At 63.8% G+C, this 20,392-nt stretch carries 23 protein-coding genes and 1 pseudogene; 14 read left to right on the plus strand and 10 right to left on the minus strand.

Annotation, left to right across the window (positions count from 1 at the left end; translation table 11 throughout):
• Positions 1-1,035 (minus strand): GTP 3',8-cyclase MoaA, encoded by a 1,035-nt coding sequence (moaA, locus tag ACVWYQ_RS00820; protein WP_157282342.1) that lies wholly within the window; start codon positions 1,033-1,035, stop codon positions 1-3.
• 309 nt (positions 1,036-1,344) lie between these two features.
• Positions 1,345-2,052, minus strand: coding sequence for an HAD family hydrolase (locus ACVWYQ_RS00825; RefSeq protein ID WP_157282341.1), 708 nt, complete (start codon positions 2,050-2,052; stop codon positions 1,345-1,347).
• A 163-nt stretch (positions 2,053-2,215) separates the two neighbouring features.
• Between ACVWYQ_RS00825 and rpiA the strand changes: the two genes are divergently transcribed.
• The 4 genes and pseudogenes from rpiA (at position 2,216) to ACVWYQ_RS00845 (ending at position 5,696) form a co-directional block, all read left to right on the plus strand.
• Positions 2,216-2,935, plus strand: coding sequence for a ribose-5-phosphate isomerase RpiA (rpiA, locus tag ACVWYQ_RS00830; protein WP_456725348.1), 720 nt, complete (start codon positions 2,216-2,218; stop codon positions 2,933-2,935).
• Positions 2,932-3,474, plus strand: a complete 543-nt coding sequence (locus ACVWYQ_RS00835) for a DUF2059 domain-containing protein (protein WP_275500209.1) — start codon at positions 2,932-2,934, stop codon at positions 3,472-3,474. The genes rpiA and ACVWYQ_RS00835 overlap by 4 nt, the downstream gene beginning before the upstream one ends.
• 47 nt (positions 3,475-3,521) lie before the next feature.
• Positions 3,522-4,910 (plus strand): glutathione-disulfide reductase, encoded by a 1,389-nt coding sequence (gene gor / locus ACVWYQ_RS00840; protein WP_456725349.1) that lies wholly within the window; start codon positions 3,522-3,524, stop codon positions 4,908-4,910.
• Between the two features lie 284 nt (positions 4,911-5,194).
• Positions 5,195-5,696: pseudogene (locus ACVWYQ_RS00845) on the plus strand (hypothetical protein).
• Positions 5,697-5,841: 145 nt separating this feature from the next.
• On the opposite strand, the gene ACVWYQ_RS00850 reads toward ACVWYQ_RS00845, so the two are convergent.
• Positions 5,842-6,279 (minus strand): hypothetical protein, encoded by a 438-nt coding sequence (locus ACVWYQ_RS00850; protein WP_271547282.1) that lies wholly within the window; start codon positions 6,277-6,279, stop codon positions 5,842-5,844.
• Positions 6,280-6,426: 147 nt separating this feature from the next.
• Here ACVWYQ_RS00850 and ACVWYQ_RS00855 point away from each other — a divergent pair, with 147 nt between their 5' ends.
• Positions 6,427-6,690 (plus strand): hypothetical protein, encoded by a 264-nt coding sequence (locus ACVWYQ_RS00855; protein WP_271547236.1) that lies wholly within the window; start codon positions 6,427-6,429, stop codon positions 6,688-6,690.
• 505 nt (positions 6,691-7,195) lie between these two features.
• Complete coding sequence (locus ACVWYQ_RS00860) at positions 7,196-7,417, plus strand: LuxR C-terminal-related transcriptional regulator (RefSeq protein ID WP_157282336.1); 222 nt, start codon at positions 7,196-7,198, stop codon at positions 7,415-7,417.
• 90 nt (positions 7,418-7,507) lie between these two features.
• Here ACVWYQ_RS00860 and ACVWYQ_RS00865 read toward each other — a convergent pair whose 3' ends face one another.
• The 4 genes from ACVWYQ_RS00865 to ACVWYQ_RS00880 form a co-directional block, all read right to left on the minus strand.
• Positions 7,508-8,647, minus strand: a complete 1,140-nt coding sequence (locus ACVWYQ_RS00865) for a hypothetical protein (protein WP_404541828.1) — start codon at positions 8,645-8,647, stop codon at positions 7,508-7,510.
• Between the two features lie 325 nt (positions 8,648-8,972).
• A complete protein-coding gene (locus ACVWYQ_RS00870) occupies positions 8,973-9,158 on the minus strand; it encodes a hypothetical protein (protein ID WP_128262302.1) in 186 nt (61 codons plus the stop codon).
• A gap of 64 nt (positions 9,159-9,222) precedes the next feature.
• On the minus strand, positions 9,223-10,452 hold the full coding sequence (locus ACVWYQ_RS00875) for a carboxylate-amine ligase (protein WP_157282333.1): 1,230 nt from the start codon (positions 10,450-10,452) through the stop codon (positions 9,223-9,225).
• An 18-nt stretch (positions 10,453-10,470) separates the two neighbouring features.
• Complete coding sequence (locus ACVWYQ_RS00880) at positions 10,471-11,298, minus strand: class II glutamine amidotransferase (RefSeq protein WP_157282332.1); 828 nt, start codon at positions 11,296-11,298, stop codon at positions 10,471-10,473.
• Between the two features lie 357 nt (positions 11,299-11,655).
• Between ACVWYQ_RS00880 and ACVWYQ_RS00885 the strand changes: the two genes are divergently transcribed.
• The 5 genes from ACVWYQ_RS00885 (at position 11,656) to ACVWYQ_RS00905 (ending at position 14,215) form a co-directional block, all read left to right on the plus strand.
• Entirely contained in the window at positions 11,656-12,123 is a 468-nt protein-coding gene (locus ACVWYQ_RS00885; RefSeq protein ID WP_128262299.1) for a tellurite resistance TerB family protein, read from the plus strand.
• A 2-nt stretch (positions 12,124-12,125) separates the two neighbouring features.
• Positions 12,126-12,488: a hypothetical protein gene (locus ACVWYQ_RS00890; RefSeq protein ID WP_036034483.1), complete on the plus strand. Its 363-nt coding sequence runs from the start codon at positions 12,126-12,128 to the stop codon at positions 12,486-12,488.
• On the plus strand, positions 12,485-13,132 hold the full coding sequence (locus ACVWYQ_RS00895; protein ID WP_128262298.1) for a TerC family protein: 648 nt from the start codon (positions 12,485-12,487) through the stop codon (positions 13,130-13,132). Before ACVWYQ_RS00890 ends, ACVWYQ_RS00895 begins: the two co-directional genes overlap by 4 nt.
• Before the next feature lie 31 nt (positions 13,133-13,163).
• Positions 13,164-13,748, plus strand: a complete 585-nt coding sequence (locus tag ACVWYQ_RS00900; protein WP_275500202.1) for a TIGR00645 family protein — start codon at positions 13,164-13,166, stop codon at positions 13,746-13,748.
• A gap of 203 nt (positions 13,749-13,951) precedes the next feature.
• Positions 13,952-14,215 carry a hypothetical protein gene (locus tag ACVWYQ_RS00905; RefSeq protein ID WP_404541824.1) on the plus strand — a complete coding sequence of 88 codons (264 nt, stop codon included), beginning with the start codon at positions 13,952-13,954 and terminating at the stop codon, positions 14,213-14,215.
• Between the two features lie 220 nt (positions 14,216-14,435).
• On the opposite strand, the gene ACVWYQ_RS00910 is transcribed toward ACVWYQ_RS00905, so the two are convergent.
• Entirely contained in the window at positions 14,436-15,332 is an 897-nt protein-coding gene (locus ACVWYQ_RS00910; RefSeq protein ID WP_404541822.1) for an alpha/beta hydrolase family protein, read from the minus strand.
• Positions 15,333-15,513: 181 nt separating this feature from the next.
• On the opposite strand from ACVWYQ_RS00910, the gene ACVWYQ_RS00915 reads away from it, so the two are divergent.
• From ACVWYQ_RS00915 to ACVWYQ_RS00925, 3 genes are all read left to right on the plus strand, one after another.
• Complete coding sequence (locus tag ACVWYQ_RS00915; RefSeq protein ID WP_036001515.1) at positions 15,514-16,902, plus strand: class II 3-deoxy-7-phosphoheptulonate synthase; 1,389 nt, start codon at positions 15,514-15,516, stop codon at positions 16,900-16,902.
• A 4-nt stretch (positions 16,903-16,906) separates the two neighbouring features.
• Positions 16,907-17,260, plus strand: coding sequence for a diacylglycerol kinase (locus ACVWYQ_RS00920; RefSeq protein WP_271547229.1), 354 nt, complete (start codon positions 16,907-16,909; stop codon positions 17,258-17,260).
• 214 nt (positions 17,261-17,474) lie between these two features.
• Positions 17,475-19,232, plus strand: coding sequence for an NAD+ synthase (locus ACVWYQ_RS00925; RefSeq protein WP_404541819.1), 1,758 nt, complete (start codon positions 17,475-17,477; stop codon positions 19,230-19,232).
• 25 nt (positions 19,233-19,257) lie between these two features.
• On the opposite strand, the gene ACVWYQ_RS00930 is transcribed toward ACVWYQ_RS00925, so the two are convergent.
• Together ACVWYQ_RS00930 and ACVWYQ_RS00935 are read right to left on the minus strand one after the other, a co-directional pair.
• The gene (locus ACVWYQ_RS00930) at positions 19,258-19,650 is read right to left on the minus strand and encodes a cytochrome C oxidase subunit IV family protein (RefSeq protein WP_271547227.1); all 393 of its coding nucleotides are present in this window, start codon (positions 19,648-19,650) and stop codon (positions 19,258-19,260) included.
• Positions 19,651-19,659: 9 nt separating this feature from the next.
• Positions 19,660-20,382, minus strand: coding sequence for a heme-copper oxidase subunit III family protein (locus ACVWYQ_RS00935; protein WP_275500199.1), 723 nt, complete (start codon positions 20,380-20,382; stop codon positions 19,660-19,662).
• Positions 20,383-20,392 lie beyond the last annotated feature (10 nt).

The following is a 20,392-nucleotide window of genomic DNA, read 5'->3' on the forward strand; positions in this document are numbered from 1 at the left end:
TTAGCCGCCCGTGACGCTCATGTGCCGGGAAACGCTCGGACGGTCGTGGCGGCGGTCGATGATGAAGTCGTGGCCCTTGGGTTTCAGGCCGATGGCGCGGTCGATCGCATCCGCAAGCAATAGATCGTCGCCGGATGCACGCAGAGGTTTGCGCAAATCGGAGGCATCCTCGTGGCCGAGGCAGGTGTGCAGCGTTCCGGTGCAGGTGATGCGCACACGGTTGCAGGATTCGCAGAAATTATGGGTCATCGGCGTGATGAAGCCGAGCTTGCCGCCGGTCTCGGCGACGCTGACATAGCGTGCCGGCCCGCCGGTGGTCTCGGCCAGATCCGTCAGCGTGAATTGCTGTGCGAGGCGGGCGCGCACCAGCGATAGCGGCAGATATTGGTCGATGCGGCCCGATCCGATCTCGCCCATCGGCATCACCTCGATCAGCGTCAGGCCCATGCCCTTACCGTGGGCCCAGCGCATCAGCTCGGGCAGCTCGTCCTCGTTGAGGTTCTTCAGGGCGACGGCGTTGATCTTCACAGCAAGCCCTGCAGCGCGCGCGGCCTCGATGCCCTCCAGCACCTTGTCGATCTCGCCCCAGCGGGTGATCTCGCGAAACTTCTTGGGATCGAGGGTGTCGAGCGAGACGTTGATGCGGCGGACGCCGCAATCGGCGAGCTCCCGCGCGTGCTTCGCAAGCTGGGTGCCGTTGGTGGTCAGCGTCAGCTCGTTCAACGCGCCGCTCGACAGATGCCGCGACAACGAGCGCACCAGCGACATCACGTTGCGGCGGACCAAGGGCTCGCCGCCGGTGAGGCGCAGCTTCTTCACGCCCTTGGCGATGAAGGCGGTACAGAGCCGATCGAGCTCCTCCAGCGTCAGCAGGTCCGCCTTGGGCAGGAACGTCATGTCTTCGGACATACAGTAGAAGCAGCGCAGGTCGCAGCGGTCGGTGACAGAGACGCGCAAGTAGGTGATGGTCCGCCCGAACGGATCGGTCATCGCGCTCGACAGCGCGGCGCGGGGGCTCGCAGGAAGTCCGTTCATAGCAAATGCCTTGTCACTTTACGGCGACGGGGCGCACCTCTGCTTCAGCGGTGCGGTCGAAACAATCTAAGCATCGGACGCGGTTAGGACAATCGGGTGGTATACGTGGGTGCGGCCCTGGCGTGGCCGCGCGTGGAATGCTGCGTCGGCTCGTCGGGTGTGGTTTGCAACCGGTTCCGCGCAAAGCCGGCGTCGGCCTCGGCCCGTTGGCAAACCGAGATATGCTCGCGCCCATGGCGGCGCGGGGAAGGCGGCCCTGTGGATAATCCTCTGGATGCCGGACTCTTTCTGATAAAAACTTTAGTTATATCAATGGGTTGTCGTAATCTTTGCCGTCATTAGGCTGCTAACGGCCGCCGGCAGGTCGCGCATGTGGTGGATCAGGCGGTCCGGCTTGAGCTCGGCGATCGGCACGTCGGTGTAGCCGAAGCTGACCCCGATCACGGGCACGCCGGCTCGCCGGGCGACACCGACATCGGTTCCGGCATCGCCGACCATGATGCTGGCCTTCACCTCGCCGCCGGCCCGGGCCACGGTCTCGCGAAAAATGGTCGGATCGGGCTTCTGGACACCAAAAGTGTCCGCCCCGCAGATCGCCGCGAAGCGGCGGCTGAGGTCGAGCTGGTCCAGCAGGCGCTTCGACAGCCATTCCAGCTTGTTGGTGCAGACCGCGAGGCGGTGGCCTTGCGCCGAAAACTGGTCGAGCGCGGCCTCGAGACCCTCGAAGGGGCGGGATTCCACCGCGATATGGTCGGCGTAATAAGCGATGAAATTCGCGGTCATCCGGTCCATGTCCGCGGGCGTGACGGTGCGGCCCTCCGCTTCCAGCCCCCGCTCGATCAGCTTGCGGGCACCGGCGCCGATCATGTTGCGGGCCGAGGCCATCGGCACCGGCGGCAGGCCTTCGCGGTCGAGCACGTAATTGAGGGCCGTGATCAGGTCGGGCGCCGTATCCACCAGCGTGCCGTCGAGATCGAAGACGATGGTGTGAGGGGACGTCGTCTTGAAGGAGGTCATGATTCCCCAGCGCTACCGGCCCGGTCCTATCCGCGCAAGGGGCGGGCCCATAAGATCACCTTATAGGCCTGTTCCCAGACCCTGTTCTCCGGGGAAAAACGAGGCTACATAGGCGCCCGAAACCGGCCGGAATCGGCCGAGACTTCACAAGGCAGGCGCACACGTGACCATGGACCAGTTGAAGCGGCAGGCTGCGGCGCGTGCGCTGGAGGAGGTGCGCGACGGCATGCAGCTCGGGCTCGGCACCGGCTCGACCGCCAAGCACTTCGTCGAGTTGCTCGGCGAGCGCGTTGCCGCCGGGCTCAAGGTGATCGGCGTGCCGACCTCCGAGGCGACGCGAGCCGATGCGGAACGCTGCGGCGTCAAGCTGACGACGCTGGACGAGATCGACCATCTCGACCTCACGATCGACGGCGCCGACGAGATCGATCCCGAGCTCAATCTGATCAAGGGCGGCGGCGGCGCGCTGTTGCGCGAGAAGATCGTGGCGGCCGCCTCGGACCGCATGATCGTGATTGCCGACGAGAGCAAATGGGTGCCGACGCTCGGCAAGTTTCCGCTGCCGGTCGAGGTCATCCCGTTCGGGCTCGGTGCGACGCGCCGCGCCATCGAAAAGGCATTTGCCGAATGCGGCGTTTCCGGGCAAATGGCGGTCCGCAAGGCCAAGGACGGCCACGTTTTCGTCACCGATGGCGGCCACTGGATCGTCGATGCCCAGCTCGGACGTATTACGGATCCTCCCGGTCTCGCCAAGGCGTTGAGCGCCATTCCCGGTGTGGTCGAGCACGGGCTGTTCATCGGCTTGGCCAGCTCGGCCGTTCTGGCGGGCGGCGGCGGAATCCGCGTGATTGAACGGCGCAAGCCGAAAGGAGACCAGGAATGAAGAACGTCTTGAAATTCTTGCCGGCTGCGGCTCTCGTTGCGGGATTGGCTCTTTCGGCCGCCCCGGCCGTGGCGCAGCAGGCGGGCCAGAAGGCTCCCGCGGCGCCGGCCCAGCCGAAGGCTTCGCCCGCGGCGATCGCGGCGGCCAAGGAAATTCTGCAGATCAAGAACGCCGCCGGGATGTATGCGGGCGCCGTGCCAGGCATGGTCGAGAAGACCAAGGGCGCGCTGATCCAGCAGAACCTCAATTACCAGAAGGACCTCAACGAGGTCGCCCCGATCGTGGCCCAGCAGCTCAACGGCCGCCAGAACGAGATCGGCGAAGGCATGGCGCAGATTTATGCCAGCGAGTTCACCGAGCAGGAGCTGAAGGACCTCGTCGTTTTCTACAAGTCGCCCCTGGGCAAGAAGCTGATCGAGGCCGAGCCGCGCGCGATCGGGCAGAGCATGGCGTTCATGAACACCTGGGCCCAGGGCTTCTCGGAAACCGTGATGGGCGCCTTCCGTGCCGAGATGCGCAAGCGTGGCAAGGAGATCTGAGCGCACCTATCTGAAGGGGCGTTCCTGAAAAGGGGTCGGAGTGGACAATGGCTGATTTCGACGTCGACCTCTTCGTCATCGGTGGCGGCTCGGGCGGCGTCCGTGCCGCCCGCATCGCGGCCGGCTACGGCGCCCGCGTCATGATCGCGGAAGAGTACCGCATGGGCGGCACCTGCGTGATCCGCGGCTGCGTGCCGAAGAAGCTGTTCGTGATCGGCTCGCATGTCCGTCAGGAACTCGAGGACGCCGCCGGCTTCGGCTGGACCGTTCCGCCCGCCAGCTTCGAATGGGCGACGCTGATCGCCAACAAGGACAAGGAGATCGCGCGGCTGGAGGCGGCCTACACCGCCAATGTCGAGAAATCAGGCGCGCAGATCGTCAAGTGCCGCGCGGTGATCGAGAACAAGCACACCGTCCGCCTGCTCGAGAACGACAAGAAGGTCACGGCGAAGTACATCCTGATCGCCACCGGCGGCGCGCCCAATCATGGCGCGGCGATCCCCGGCATCGAGCACGTGATCTCCTCCAACGAGGCGTTTCATCTTGCGAGGCTGCCGAAGCGGATCGTGATCCAGGGCGGCGGCTATATCGCGCTGGAGTTCGCCGGCATCTTCGCCGGCTTCGGCTCCGATGTGACGGTGATCTATCGCGGCGACAACATTCTTCGCGGCTTCGACGAGGATGTCCGGACCCATGTCCGCGCCGAGATGGAGAAGCATGGCATCACCATCCTCACCGGCTGCACCGTGACCAAGGTCGACCGCCACGGCGAGGACTTCACCACGCATTTGTCGAACGGCTCGAGCCTCGCCTCCGACCAGGTGATGTTCGCGATCGGCCGCCATCCGAACGTCGCCAATCTCGGCCTGGAGAATGCCGGCGTCGCCATCAATCCCGCGAACGGCGGCATCGCGGTCGACCATTTCTCCAAGAGCTCGGTCGACAGCATCTATGCCATCGGCGACGTCACCCACCGCTTCAACCTGACGCCGGTCGCGATCCGCGAGGGCCATGCCTTCGCCGACACGGTGTTCGGCAAGCGCGAGGTGCAGGTCGATCACGCCAATATCCCGACGGCGGTGTTCTCGCAGCCGGAGGTCGGCACGGTCGGCCTGACGGAAACCGAGGCGCGCGCGCAATTCAGCCACGTCGACATCTACAAGACGACGTTCCGGCCCATCAAGGCGACGATGTCCGGCCGCGACACCCGCGTGCTGATGAAGCTCGTGGTCGACGGTGCGACCGACCGCGTGCTCGGCTGCCACATCGTCGGCGATGCCGCCGCCGAGATCACGCAAGCCGTCGCGATCGCGGTGAAGATGAAGGCGACCAAGGCCGATTTCGACGCGACCATCGCGCTGCATCCGACCGCGGCCGAAGAGCTCGTCACCATGCGCACCCCGACCGCACGGCACGTGCGGCAGGCGGCGGAGTAGAGGCGAGCAGCTCTTGCTTAGTCTCCCCGTCGCTCCGCGAGGAGGCGGGCAAGCATGCCCATGATCCGCATGATGCGGTTCCGCACCTCCGTCCATTTTCCTGAGCAATGCGAGCGCGGAAGTTCCTGTCGGGAACACGCCATCGATCGGGTGCGGCTTGCTCAATTGACTTAAATCAAGTGCGCAAGGTGCTGGAAGAGAATTGATTGCCTCCGGTGCCGCTGGCGCGAGCATTCAATTCTGAAGACAGCAGTCGCCGGCACCTCACTACCCGGGAGGATGCTATGGTTCGATACAGTCTGATCGGCTTTGCGGCCGCGATCCTCGTTGCGGCCAGCCTTGTTCCTGATGATGCATTTGCACGCCGCGGTGGAGGTGGCGGCTTTCGCGGTGGGGGAGGTTTTTCACGGCGGCGGCATGAGCGCGCGGGGCTTTCATGGTGGCGGCATGAGGGCAGCCCACGTTCGAGGCGGCGCCGTTCATGCAGGACGCATCCACGGTGGTCGGGGCTATCGAGTGGCCGGAGGTCCACGGCCTTCGCACCCAATAGCAGGACGTCCAGGCTATCCAGGTCGTCCAATCGCCGGCCGGCCGGGACGACCGATCGCGGGTTACCCGGGATACGGTGGCGGCTATTATCGGCCGGGTTGGGGTTACGGTGCTGCCGCTGTAGGCGCCGCCGCGGCCGCGGGAGCCTACGGGTACTACAACAATTACAACAGCGGTTGCTACTACGATGCCTACGGCAGCTACGTCTGCCCTGGTCAATATCCGTATCAGTATTGAGAGAAGCGAGGGAGCGGGGCGGCCGTGCCCCTCGCTCTCTCAGCGACCGCTGCGAATAGGGGCAATCTTCTTCGCGGTGCCTTCGCATTTGCCCGTCAGTCTTGCCCTGAGCCAAGCGTCCAAGAAGCTTCTCTCGCTTGCTGGCTCAGACGGGGCACGAGCGATACATGGCCTGCAGCGGGCCTCCACTAAGAAATATCGTTCGCCGCGTTAACCCGCCGCGTTGGGCTATCCAGCGACGCACCGGCCCCGGATACATCGAATAAATCATGCGCGTCGCGCCGGGGTTTGTCACGGGCTGTCCGCGATGCCCAATGTCCCAAGCGGCGTGAAACGCGAGTTCTGCACGTGAAGTGACGCAAATCCTGTTCGAGGGCAAGGTCGCCAAGACAATCGTGCAGGCAGATGCGCAGAAGCCGTCGATCATTACGTCCCGACCTGAAGCGCGCAGCCGCTCATAACGATCGATATATTTTCCGATCCTTCCGCCGGGATCGTATGCGATCCGTACGGCGGCCGCCTCGCTTGAGCATGATCCAGCTAATACGAGCATTGTAATGAGAAGCCCCATCCAGCGTTTCATGCCTATCGCCCCAAAGGTCGACTGTTCCCTGAGCTCCATTTTGACAATCAGAACCGCAGGGAATTGATCTACATCAATTGGCGACAGGACATGAGCGGCTCAGTCGAGGGGCCAACTAGCAGCGCGCATCACGTAAGGAGGAAGGGGATGTGGGTCCTGATGTACGTCTTCTCCTACTCAGTCAGCCCCGCCGCCACCAGTGACAAGGCGGAATGGAGGCTCCTCCCAACCGTCGTGTTCCAGGAGTTCACGAGTGAGGAGCGATGCCGGAGGGCCAAGACTACACTTGAAGGCAGCTTGAGCGAGGCCGGAGCCAAGCTTAGAAGCGGTTTGGAAGATTTGAAGAGCCTAGGGAAAGCCGATCCAACGCAGATCATCATCGCATACAACGTCGAATGCCTTCCGAAGTAAACTTCGGCCATGGACCCGCCAGCGCAACAGCGGGAGGCGCGAAAGCATTCGGAAAAGAACCTGCCAATGTTCGTTGATGCAGCGGAGCGCGGCCAGGCCACGATCGATGATGACTGCCTGGTAGGGATGGCAGAGGCAACCTTGCGCATGCAGCACCCGCATCGGCAGATGGCATCCCGAACCTGTTCGCGAATGCGAGCGGATCGAGGCCCAGCGAGCGCAAGCCAACTCTGCGCGGTGAGGCCGAACGTTCACTTTTGGACCTTTGCCCGCAGGAGTTCGATGTAAGTTTGTCGGGCAGGTGGAAATGTAATCCATGCGATACCGTGTTTATCTTGTGCTCGCCGTGTCAGCCAGCATATTCACAATCGCAGCCGTTTCTGTCCTCGCCCTAAGCTTTTGATTGCCAACTAGCGTGCCCGACGCTCGCGACTATCGAAGAAGGGCCGTTCGAACTTCTGACCGCCGTCGCAGCGGAGGAGTCACGAGACACGACAAGAGGCAAATGACCGACATTTTGCTCAGCCCTCACGAGAAGCGCTTTCTTAGGCGCCTGGCTGCCGGGAAAACAGACGCGGAGATCGCTGTCCGGCTTGGAGGCAGCTGCAAGCAAATCGCAGAACAGCGAGCGCGATTGTTGGCGAAGCTCGGAATCACGGCTCCAGAGGAGATCGTCGACACAGCAAAGCGACTTGCGAGCTGGAGCACTTACAGAGGCGTTACGTAACTCGGGGCATCAGGCATCCTTGTCGCGCGGCCTGCTGCTCCAAGTACCAGTTCTGCGTCAGAAGGCCTCGGGCGCCTAACTGCGAGCCGCCTAGCCGTACAAATACCCGACCGGCTTGCCTTCCGTGCGCAGGGGACGCACGTCCTTTTGCGTAATGATCTGACCGGCAAGGCCGTCGATCTCGTCGCGCTGCGTCGCCGTCCAGCTGCGCAGCTCGTTCATTCCCTTGAGCAGGCCGAGGCGGAGGACCTGGGTGTTTTCGCCGGCGCCGATCAGGCTGATGGAATCCTTGCCCGCCGTCACCACGTCGCCGGCAGAGAGTTCAAAGCTCTCGCCGGACTTTTTCTTGAACTCGGCCGTGCCGCGAATGACGCGATAGATCACGACCTCGCCCTTGGCAAAGCAGGTCGCGTCCGCCGCGGCAGACGTGCTCTTCGGCAAGAGCGCGTGGCCACGCGGGTCGGTCGCGATGATGTGGCCGGTGACGAGACGCCCGCTCGGAATCTCGATGCCGATATCGCGCACGTAAACCGGCATCGCCGATCTGACAGGACCATCGGTGAGCGGCTTAAACAGCGCGTCGAGCGCCAGGGGATCCTGAAGCCAGAAGCCGGCATCGGCCGGGCGGTCATGCAGCGGATGGCTCCAGGCCACGCGCGGCGTTTCGTCCTCATTGATCTGATCCGGACCGACAATGGTCGGGTTCGGAAAGGTGGTGGGATCGGTGATGAAGGCTTCGAGGAATTTGCCGGAATAGCCCATCGAGATCGGATCGGGCACCACCGTCTGCGGCGTCTTCAAATTCTCTTCGGTCGACAGGCCCGACCAGGTGTAGAACAGCTGGCGATGCACGATCGCGCTTTGCAGCATCACCGCGCCCGGGCCGACATTGTACCAGCGGCCGTCATAGTCGAAGGTGAACGCGCCCGAGGTGACCAGCACAAGCTGAAAGCCGCCCGGCGGCAGATGCAAATGGAAGTCGGTAGGGCCGGTGTCGGGCCGATAGATCGGCAGATTGGTGGCGACCTCGTGCAGCAGGAAAGTTTCGTTGTTGGCGTGGAAGCCTTCGTTGGCGCGGTTGTAGAGCGCCTGCGGCCGGTAGGTCGCCTCGAAATTCGCATTCTTGTCGCGATCGATCGCCACGAAGTCCTGATCGTTGAGACGCAGCCGGGCGCCGTTCGGATGGGTGAGACCGGTGAATTTGATGTCTCCGGCAGCATGCACGTTCATGGCATTCTCCGATCTGAGGCCATTCATCCCGGAAGCCGAGCGCACGTGACTGGCCGCTCCTCATCGTGGCCGGGCAGGGACTTGGCCTGATGCTGTCTTGCGAATTTCAGGCCAGCCGGAGCGCAATGCGGCGCGCTGGTCCGCCGGCTGCACGCGACGCGCAAATAATCGAGATTGTACCTGAGGTTAGACAATAGGTGGCGCCGATCTCGCCCGACCTGTCCGGGCAAGCCGTCAGTGGGCGCAGCGGCTTGTCTTGTCTAATTTGTCGGCATGCCCTGCAAAAGCGCATGCAGCCGGCCCCGCGACGGGCGCCCGGCACGGTTCAGTCGAATGATCGCGGAAGCGCCGGCTCGGGTTTGCCGGACGGGCTGCCTGCCCATTTCGCCATGTCCATGGCGCGCGCGTCGAAGCCTTCGCACCAGAGGCAGCTCGGCTCCGTGTGACCGTGGGCCGTCAGCATCGGGACAAGCGCATGGCCGCAGCCGTTGCAGGGTGTGGTGCGATTCATGCGCTTCTCCAACGATCGCCGTAATTCAGGAATGGCATTTTCGTCGCGCAAGCTTGCGCGGGCGCTATGACGGTGCAGGAGCGCTGCGACGCACAGGCGCGCTCGTTCCCGACAGCGTAGAGGTAGCGATCCATTGTGACACGGCTGCGATGTCGTCGCCGCTGTCGCGATAGGCGCGAAGCTGGAATTCCGCCGAGCTGCCGCGCGCGACGATGGTGCGGCAGTGTTCGATCTCGGCGGAGCAGTTCAGTGCGGCTGCGTCTTCCGCAATGTCGTCGATCACCCCGGTGAGCAGCTCCGAGATCGTCACCGGCCCGTCCTTGGAGGCGAAGATGCAGTCGGTGCCGTAGCGCTGGGCGCGCCATTTGTTCTCGACCGCGATCGCGCGCTCGACCGCAGTGACCTCCCGGGACAGCTGAGGGCGCTGATAGAGATGCCGCGTCAGGCAGCGGTAGAGCGAGGCGATGGCAACCGCGTCGTCGACGAAGGTGCAGGTGTCGGGTGCGCGAAGCTCCAGCGTCGGATGCTTCATGGAGGGGCGCATCGCCCACCAGATGTGGCTTTCGTCGGGGATCACGCCGGAGCGCTGCAGCGCGCCGACATAAGCGTCGAAATCCTGCTTGCCTTCGAACAATTCGGGCAGGCCGGTGCGCGGCAGCTCGGAATAAGCCGCGAGGCGGTAGCCCTTCAATCCGGTCTTGTGCGAATTCCAGAACGGCGAGGACGCCGACAGCGCGATGAACAACGGCAGGTGCGGCAGCATAGCCCGCATCACCGCCATGCGCTTCTCGGGATCCGGCAACTGCACGTGCACATGCATGCCGCACATCATGTTGCGGTGCCCGATGCTGCGCAGATCCTCGATCATCTCCTCGTAGCGCGGTTTCGGGCTCGGCTGCGACATGCGCCAGACTGCGCTCGGGTGCGTGCCGCAGGCCATGATCACGAAGCCGTATTGCGCAGCGACGTTCGCGACCTCGCGTCGCAGGAAGCGCAGCTCCTCGCGCGCGTCGTTCACGTCGACATGAACGTTGGTTGCGACCTCGAGCTGCGATTGCAGCATCTCGCGCATGGCCTGGCCGCCGGTCGACCAGTTTGCCGATTCGAACAGCTCGTTGGGCGTGCGGATCGCGACCTCGAAGCTGCGGCGGTCAGCGAGGAAGTATTCCTCCTCGATGCCGAAGGAATATTCCGCCGGATTGCCGCCGCCGCCGGCAGAACGGATGACGACATGCTGCTTGTCCTCGGAAGGGGCAAGACGGAGCAGCTTTGAAACGTCTGAAGCAAATGTCATTGGCCACCGGCGCGGTCACTACCTGCGGGCGATAATCCGTCTGATTGTGGCCGGTTCCGCACCCGATGTACTGGAAATTGCAGGGTCGAACGGAACAATTTTGACGGCTTCGGACGCTCGCGCGATCAGGGCGTGGTTCGGCGGGACTTCCGCCCAGTCCGATTCCTTATCGAACGGCTCGGAGACGACGATGACTTGCCCGCCGTCCTCGCGGAAGTAGAGCGTGTTCGCGGCATCGTTCACCGAGACCCGAAATGCGTAGAGGTCGCGGCCGTTGGCAATCGCGCTGGTAAAGCGCAGCCGTTCGCGAAGCCCGCCTTCATTGACGAATCCGAGGAGCGATTGCAGCACGGACTGTGTCGCGCCGAGCGGATCGTGCTCGAGACCCGCCCCCATCATGGCCAGGAACACGGCTTCCGAATCCGTTGTGCCCAGCCGCGACGGATAGTAGGCATCGGGAATCAGCGCCTCGACTTTGCGCCGCAGCCGATTCCAGCTGCCGACGAACCCGTTGTGCATGAACATCCAGTGCCCGCAGGCAAAGGGGTGACAATTCTGCCGCGTCACGGCCGTGCCGGTTGCGGCACGCACATGAGCGAAGAACAGATGCGAGTGCAGATGCCGGCAGAGGTAGCGCAGGTTTTCGTCCGACCACGCCGGGCGCGTCTCGCGATAAAGGCCCGGCTCGGGGTGCTCGCCATACCAGCCGAGACCAAAGCCGTCTCCGTTCGAGCCCGCCGTGGACTGAAGCGAGCGGATGCTCTGCGCAATCAGCGAATGCTCGGGTTCGGTGACGTAAGGCTCGAACGAGGTGGTTTCGCCCCGGTATGCGATCCAGCGGCACATGCGGGTTCCTGCCAGGCGGTTGATGCGTCGCGAGGTGCATCAACACTTGTCGCGGACGCATGGTTCCAGCTGCGAAAGGGTCGCATGACCGATCCCGCGACGCCGAATGGATGCGGCGGCTGGTCGCAGCCAGTCCGCCTTGATTCCGACAAGCGTACCTATATTTCTGAAACGAACAAGAATCCGGGCCCCTCTGGCGAGGACGTCGACGTTTGTCGGCAAACCTCGCGATGTCGGATGACCAGTCCCGCGCGAATGCGATGGATCGGCCGATTGTCGGGCCCCTGTTTCGTTTTCTCCGACCATTCGTCCCCATCGCAGCTCCGTGCGGCTATTTCGCAAGTTAAGGGAGCTACGATGTCCGGAACCAAGTCCTCAAATTCGATCGAGATCACGGAACCGTCCAGCCTGAATGAGCAGGCCGCGGCCGCTGTGGTGATCGTGGGCGCGCTGGTCGCGGTTGCCGACCGGCGGGTCTCAGCCGTCGAACGCGACGAGGTGATCCGTTTCATCAGAGACCGCAAGCTGGCGCCGCACATCGGCGACGAACGGCTCCGTGCGATGTTCGACGAACTCGCCGAACGGCTCGAAGAGCCGGATTTTGCCAACGTCGTGATCGATACGCTGCGACCGGTTTCGAACCTGCCGCTGTCGTCGCATCTGGTGGAGCTGTCGGAGCGCGTTGCTGCCGCAGACGAGGACGTACATCCCCACGAAGTCCAGGCGATTAAATTGTTGCGCTTGCTGACGCTGGTGCTGCCGCGTGCGAAGCCGGTCGGGGCGAGTGCGCCGGGCCCCAAGCTGCAGGCCGCCTCGAAGGGGTAAGCATGAGCACGATTTCGAACGAGCGCGCCAGGCAAACCGAGGGGAACACCGACCAGATCGCCGGTGGCGACCCGCGCCTGGCCAAGCTCGTCGACCGCCTGCCGCCGCGCATGAGCGACACCCTGACCTATCTGCTCAAGCCGTCCAGCCGCTGGGTCAGGATCCCCTCGGGCACGCTGCTGGTCGTCGGCGGTGTGCTCTCCATCCTCCCGGTGCTCGGCGTCTGGATGCTGCCGCTCGGCCTTGCTCTGCTCGCCGAGGACGTGCCTGCGCTGCGCTCCTCCCGTTCAAAAGTCTTCGACTGGATCGAGCGGCGCAAGCCGCATTGGCTCGATCCGTCTGCCTCTAGGAATGATCAATCATGACTGAACTCATCACCGCCGAAGCGCTGTCCGCGCTGTTTCAAGTCATCCTGATCGATCTCGTGCTCGCCGGCGACAATGCCGTCGTCATCGGCCTTGCGGCTGCCGGCCTGCCGGCCGAGCAGCGCCGCCGCGCCATCATCGTCGGTATCGCCGCTGCCACCGCACTGCGTATCGCCTTCGCCGGCGTTGCGACCCAGCTTCTGCAAGTGATCGGCCTTCTGCTCGCCGGCGGCGTTTTGCTGCTCTGGGTCTGCTGGAAGATGTGGCGCGAGCTGCGCGAGCAGGCCGCGCATGCGAAAGAACTCGCATTCGATAGCGGCAGCGCAGGTGCTGCGCCGGTACAGCAGCCGGTACAGCGGAAGACTTTCGGCCAAGCAGCGGTGCAGATCGTCGCCGCCGACGTGTCGATGTCGCTCGACAACGTGCTCGCGGTCGCGGGCGCCGCGCGGGAGCATCCCTACATTCTGGCCTTCGGCCTGCTCTTGTCGGTTGGGATGATGGGCGTTGCCGCGGATCTGCTTGGCCGCTTGCTCCAGAAGCAGCGCTGGGTGGCCTATGTCGGCCTCGCCATCATCCTTTACGTCGCGTTTGAGATGATCTATCGCGGGACGCTGGAACTTGCACCGGTGATTGCGAGTCTCTGAGGCGACAATCTACCGCAATCCGGAGTGATCAATGACGTCCGAACCCAAAGCACCTTCGGCGCGGGCCGCGCCGTTGCCGCCGGTCGGCCTGCTTCCGAAGCTGATCTTCGGCTCGCGCTGGCTGCAGCTGCCGCTCTATGTCGGCCTCATCGTCGCCCAGGCCGTCTATGTGCTGTTGTTCCTGAAGGAGCTCTGGCACCTCGTCTTGCATTCGTTCGACGCCAGCGAGCAGCAGATCATGCTGGTCGTGCTCGGGCTGATCGACGTCGTCATGATCTCGAACCTTCTGATCATGGTAATCGTGGGTGGATACGAGACCTTCGTTTCCCGGCTGAACCTCAGCGGCCATCCGGACGAGCCGGAATGGCTCGGTCACGTCAATGCCAGCGTGCTCAAGATCAAGCTCGCAATGGCGATCATCGGCATCTCCTCGATCTCGCTGCTCAGGACCTTCATCGAGGCCGGCAATCTCGGCACGACCCGCAGCAATTTCACCGAGAGCGGGGTGATGTGGCAGGTGCTGATTCACATGACCTTCATCGTCTCGGCGGTCGGCATCGCCTGGGTCGACCGCCTCAGCGAGAGCGGCCATCGCAAGGTGGCCGAGCACGGCTGATAAGCTGGCCGCCCAATACCTCCCGAGCGGCCAATCCTGGAGCCCGCCTGATCGTCCGGTTGGGCGGGCTCTTCTTTCGAGATCGATAAAATTGTCTGCAATCGGTTCAGCGCCGGCAAACGCTGCCGACAAGAAGCAGGGCGCGTTAAACCGGGCCTTTGGAACCAATCGGCATCCTGCCCGCAAAAGGGCAGGGCATCGGCATGACAATTCTCAGGGAGATCGTCGCAGCGGTCGCGGGAGTCTACGCGCTCCTGCTGGTCTGTGACGCATTGTTCGGCGTCGGCGAGGCGCGCTTCGACGACGCTTATTACCGCGCCAGCTTCTACGCACCGCGGCCGAAGGAATTTCGGTTCGCGAGCGACACGCCGCCGGCGATCCGCGTCAGCGACGCCTTCGCGCAGTTCGCACCTAGCGACGCCAAGCCGAACCGGCGCTACTCGTCGCTGACGACGATCATCCGTTAGTGGATGACACCTTTTCCCTGCGGCCATCCTTCGAGACGCCCGCTTTAGGCGGGCTCCTCAGGATGAGGGCGGAGTATGTGGCGGCAGTTTCAACGGGCACCGACCCTGATTAGCCTCATCCTGAGGAGGCGCGTAAGCGCCGTCTCGAAGGACGAGGCGGGCCGCAGACCGCCGCTAAAAGTCATTTGCAATAGCCCTGATCCGGGAGAGGTGAACAACCTCATTCCCCCTGAATCCATTCCGCGACCCCGCGCCACAGCGTGTCGCGGTGCTCGGGGCGGAAGAAGCCGAAATGGCCTATTTTCTTGGCGCCGACGTCGGACGGTTTGACCATCAGCACCTCCGGCTTGATCGCAGTGAATCCGCTCGCGAGCAGCTCGACCGCGGGCCGCGTCGCCCAGGGATCGTCGGAGAAGCATAGCGAGCGCAGCTCGCCCTTGAACCTGGCGAAGTTCTCGAGTGCCGGCAGCTTTGAATCGAACAGATAGCGCGGGCTCGAGACCCATTCGGTCCATTGCAGGAAGACGCCCTTGGGCAAATCCTCGCCGACGCCGGCCCAGCCCGGTGCGTAACCGAGTGCATGGACCAGCGGCACACCGACAAAATTCATGAACGCGTAGACCCGGTATTTTTCCGGCGAGGTCATCAATCGCCATGTCGCGGCCTGCGAGGCCACCAAGGCGGCGCGCGAGATCTCGCTGTTGTTCGCGATCAGCCCGAGCGCCTGGCCGCCGAAGGAATGGCCGATATAGGCGAGCGGCAGGGCATGATAGCGCTCGCGCATCCAGCTGACCGCGGCGGTGACGTCGAGCGCAGCCCAGTCCGACATCGAGGCCCTGAAGCCGACCAGCGATTTCGGCTGGTTGTAGCCGACCATCGCCGGCAGGCGGGAATCGCCGATGCCGCGATAATCGTAGGTCAGCACCGCGCAGCCGCGATGGGCCAGGTAGGAGGCAAAGCCCCGATAGATCTTTCGCGGCACGGCGGTCGCCGAATTGATCAGGACGGCATGGCGCTTGGCGCCGCGCGGCAGGAACAGGGTGCCGGTCAGGGCATAGCCGTCGGCTGCCGGGAAGCTGATCTCGTCGATGAAAACGTCATCCAGTGCCGCGCCCATGGCGGTCGGTGTCCTGTCGGATTCCTCAAGCCTGCCCAAGCAAATGCGAATTCGGCTTTGGCCGCAAGGGTTTGCGCTGCGAAATGGATTTACAACTGGCGGGGCGTGGCCGGCCTGTGTATAAGGCGGCCCTCGCAACCCCTAGATCAGGTTGTGGTTTTTGCTTCACGGAGAGATTGCGATGTCCGAGCGGTGGACGCCCGAGTCCTGGCGCAGCAAGCCGGTGCTACAGGTGCCCGAATATCCCGACGCCAAGGCTCTAGCCGATGTCGAGGCGCAGCTTGCGACCTTTCCGCCGCTGGTGTTCGCAGGCGAGGCGCGCAATCTGAAGAAGGCCTTGGGCCGCGTTGCGGCGGGCGAAGCCTTCCTGCTACAGGGCGGCGACTGCGCCGAGAGCTTCGCCGAGCACGGCGCCAACAACATCCGCGACTTCTTCCGCGTGCTGCTGCAGATGGCGGTGGTGCTGACCTATGCCGGCGCGGTGCCGGTGGTGAAGGTCGGCCGCATCGCCGGCCAGTTCGCAAAACCGCGTTCGTCGGCGACCGAGAAGGTGAATGGCGTCGAGCTGCCGAGCTATCGCGGCGACATCGTCAACGACATCGCCTTCACCAGCGAAGCGCGCATTCCCGATCCGCAGCGCCAGCTGATGGCCTATCGCCAGTCCGCCGCGACGCTGAACCTGCTCCGCGCGTTCGCCACCGGCGGCTTCGCCAATCTCGGCAGCGTGCATCAATGGATGCTGGGCTTCCTCAAGGATAGCCCGCAGTCACGCCGCTACAAGGAGCTGGCCGACCGCATCTCGGACGCGCTCAACTTCATGCGCGCCTGCGGCCTCGACCTCGAGAGCCATCCGGAGCTGCGTGCCACCGATTTCTACACCAGCCATGAGGCGCTGCTGCTTGGCTACGAGCAGGCCATGACCCGCGTCGATTCCACCACCGGCGACTGGTACGCGACCTCGGGCCACATGATCTGGATCGGCGACCGCACCCGCCAGCTCGATCACGGCCATGTCGAATATTTCCGCGGCATCAAGAATCCGATCGGGCTGAAGTGCGGCCCCTCGCTCAAGGTAGACGAACTGCTGAAGCTGATCGACGTGCTCAATCCCGACAACGAGCCGGGCCGGCTGACGTTGATCGGCCGCTTCGGCTCCGACAAGATCGGCGAGCATCTGCCGAACATGGTCCGCGCCGTGAAGCGCGAGGGCCGGGTGGTGGTCTGGTCGTGCGATCCCATGCACGGCAACACCATCACCTCGACGTCCGGCTACAAGACTCGCCCGTTCGACCGCATCCTGTCCGAGGTCAAGTCGTTCTTCGCGGTCCACGCCGCCGAGGGCACCCATGCCGGCGGCGTGCATCTGGAGATGACCGGCCAGGACGTCACCGAATGTCTCGGCGGCGCCCGCGCGATCACGGACGAGGATCTCAACGACCGCTACCACACGGTCTGCGATCCCCGCCTCAACGCCGAGCAATCCATCGATATGGCGTTCCTGGTCGCGGAGCTGCTCAAGCAGGAGCGCGCCGGCAAGGCTCAGCCGATTCCGGCCGCAGCGGGGCTGTAAGACCTTGCTGCGGATCTGGAAGGCCACGATCAATTCCCGCAACGGGCTGGCCTTTGCGTTCCGGTCGGAGCAGGCCGTCCGCGAGGAGATCTTCGCGCTGCTGCTGTCGGTGCCGCTCGCCTGGTTCATCGGCGCCACGGCGATGCGCGCGGTCGAATTGGTGTGCTCTGTCGCTTTCGTGCTGACGGTCGAGCTGCTCAATACCGCGATCGAGAAGCTCGCCGACCGGCTGACCTTGGATCACGACAAGCAGATCGGCCGCGTCAAGGACATGGGCTCGGCCGCTGTTGGCGTTGCGCTCTTGATGACCGGCGCGTTCTGGATCATTGCCATCATCGAGCGACTGGGGCTCCTCTAGAGCGCGGAGACAATCCATTGCGCGTGGGTGTCCGAGGTCCCTTCACCTCTCCCCAACGGGGAGAGGTCGATTTGTGTCTCGCGATGCGGAGCATCGTCGAGCTCAAATCGGGTGAGGGGGCTCAGCTCCCACGAGACACCGTAACCCCTCACCCGAATTGCATCTCTGATGCAATTCGACCTCTCCCTTCGGGAGAGGTGAAAGCGAGCGCGCGATGACCGAACGTCTCGACACATTCGCGGTCACGCTCGCCCAGCTCAATCCGACCATGGGCGACGTGGAGGACAATGCGGCCAAGGCGCGCGCGGCGCGGGCGCAGGCCAAGTCCGACGGCGCCGATCTCGTGTTGTTTCCGGAACTGTTCATCGCCGGCTATCCGCCGGAAGACCTGGTGCAGAAGCCCGCCTTCCAGGCCGCCTGCCGCGCCGCGATCGAAAGCCTCGCGCGCGAGACCGCCGATGGCGGGCCTGCGATGCTGGTCGGCACGCCCTGGGTCGAGGAGGGCATGCTCTACAATGCCTGTGCGCTGCTCGACGGCGGGCGTATCGCGAGCCTGCGTTTCAAGTGCAACCTGCCGAATTACGGCGTGTTCGACGAGAAGCGGCTGTTTTCGCGCGGCCCTGCCGCCGGTCCCGTCACCGTGCGCGGCGTGCGCATAGGCGTGCCGATCTGCGAGGACATCTGGCTGGAAGAGTCCGAGGATTACGAGAACGTGGTCGAGACGCTGGCCGAGACCGGCGCCGAGATCATCCTGGTGCCGAACGGCTCGCCTTACGCCCGCGACAAGAACGACGTGCGCCTGTCGGTCGCGGTAGCGCGCGTCACGGAGAGCGGGCTGCCGCTGGTCTATCTCAACCAGGTCGGCGGCCAGGACGAGCTCGTGTTCGACGGCGCATCCTTCGCGCTCAATGGCGATCTCTCGCTCGCGGCGCAGCTGCCGGCCTTCGAAGAAGGCATCGTCACGCTGCGTTTCAGCAGAAACGGCGACGACTGGCGCTGCAGCGGGCCGATCGCCGAGCTGCCCGAGGGCGACAAGGCCGACTACGCCGCCTGCGTGCTGGGCTTACGCGATTACGTCGCCAAGAACGGCTTTCCAGGCGTGCTGCTCGGCATCTCCGGCGGCATCGATTCGGCGCTCTGCGCGGCGATCGCTGTCGACGCGCTCGGCGTCGACCAGGTGCATGGCGTGATGCTGCCTTACCGCTACACCGCGCCGCATTCGATCGCGGATGCCGGCGAGCTCGCCGGCCATCTCGGCATCCGCTACGAGGTGCTGCCGATCGCCGAAGCCGTGACCGGGTTCGAGACGATCCTGTCCGGCATCTTCAAGAACCTGCCGCCCGATATCACCGAGGAGAACCTCCAGGCCCGCACCCGCGGCACGCTGCTGATGGCGATCTCCAACAAGACCGGGCTGATGGTGGTGACGACCGGCAACAAGTCGGAGATGTCGGTCGGCTACGCCACGCTTTATGGCGACATGAACGGCGGCTTCAACCCGATCAAGGACATCTACAAGACGCAGGTGTTCCGCCTGGCAAGCTTGCGCAATTCCTGGAAGCCGGAGGGCGCGCTCGGCCCTGCCGGCGAGGTGATCCCGCCGGACATCATCACGCGCCCGCCGACCGCGGAGCTGCGCGAGAACCAGACCGACCAGGACTCGTTGCCGCCTTACGACGTGCTCGATGCCATCCTGGAGCGCCTGGTCGAGCGCGAGGAGCCGCTCGACCAGATCATCGCCGCCGGCTTCGACCGCGAGACGGTGACCCGGATCGACCATCTGCTCAACGTCGCCGAATACAAGCGCCGCCAGGCCGCGCCTGGGGTGAAGGTGACACCGAAGAATTTCGGCCGCGACCGCCGTTATCCCATCACCAACCGTTTTCGCGACAAGGGCCAGCCGTTGCCGGCGACGGATGAGGCGCTGGTGTCACGTGGAAGCACGGCGTCAATCGACGCATTCGAGGGGTGAAGCCTACCCTGAGCGACGGCAGGCGCTATGACGGGGTTGCGAAAAACAGCACCCTTAGGAAGCGCGTGTATTCGGATTCGAGCACCATGATCGCCACAAATACCAATACCGCGACCGGCGGCAGCAGGATGGCATAGGTCAAGGCCAGCCGCTCCCAGGCCATGTGCATGAAGACGGCGACGATCAGGCCGGCCTTCAACATCATGAACAGCAGGATCAGCGACCACCTCAGATAGCCATGCAGGCCAAAGTAGTCGACGAGGTAGGAGAACGTGCTGAGGACGAACAACCAACCCCAGACCACGAGGTAGAGCTTGATCGGGTGCTGTTGCCCCTCGGCGTGAACGGCTTCCGTTGCAACTGCGCCGTGCGCCGGAGCGTGGGGCCGTTCTTCCATGTGTACCGCCGCGTTTGTCATGCGCCGACCTCACCAAAGATAGAAGAATGCGAAGATGAACACCCACACGAGATCGACGAAGTGCCAGTACAGGCCCGTGATCTCGACGATCTCGTAATTCCCCCTTCGGCTCGTGAAGAAGCCGCGCCTCTCGACGTCGAAGTCGCCACGAAGGACCTTTCGCGCGATGGCGATCAGGAAGATCACACCGAAAGTCACATGGGTGCCGTGGAAGCCGGTGATCATGAAGAAGCTCGCACCAAACTGCGGGGCACCCCATGGATTGCCCCAGGGCCGGACGCCCTCCATGATCAGCTTTGTCCATTCGAAGGCCTGCATTCCGACGAAGGTCGCGCCGAAGGCTGCAGTGACCAGCATCAGGATTGCGGTTCTCACGCGATCGCGGCGGTAGCCGAAATTGACGGCCATCGCCATCGTACCGCTGCTGCTGATCAGCACGAAGGTCATGATGGCGATCAGGATCAGGGGCATGTGGTTGCCCCCGATATTGAGGGCGAAGACTTCGCTGGGATTGGGCCACGGCACGGTCGTCGACATGCGCGCCGTCATGTAGGAGAGCAGGAAGCAACTGAAGATGAAGGTGTCGCTGAGGAGGAAGATCCACATCATGGCCTTGCCCCAGGACACGTTCTTGAAGGCGCGCTGATCGGACGCCCAGTCGGCGGCGATGCCGCGCCAGCCTTCAAGCCGCGCAGGCGATTGGCCCGGATTTGTCAGCACGGTCTCAGCCATCTGGTCTCGC

Source organism: Bradyrhizobium sp. USDA 3397, assembly GCF_054060965.1.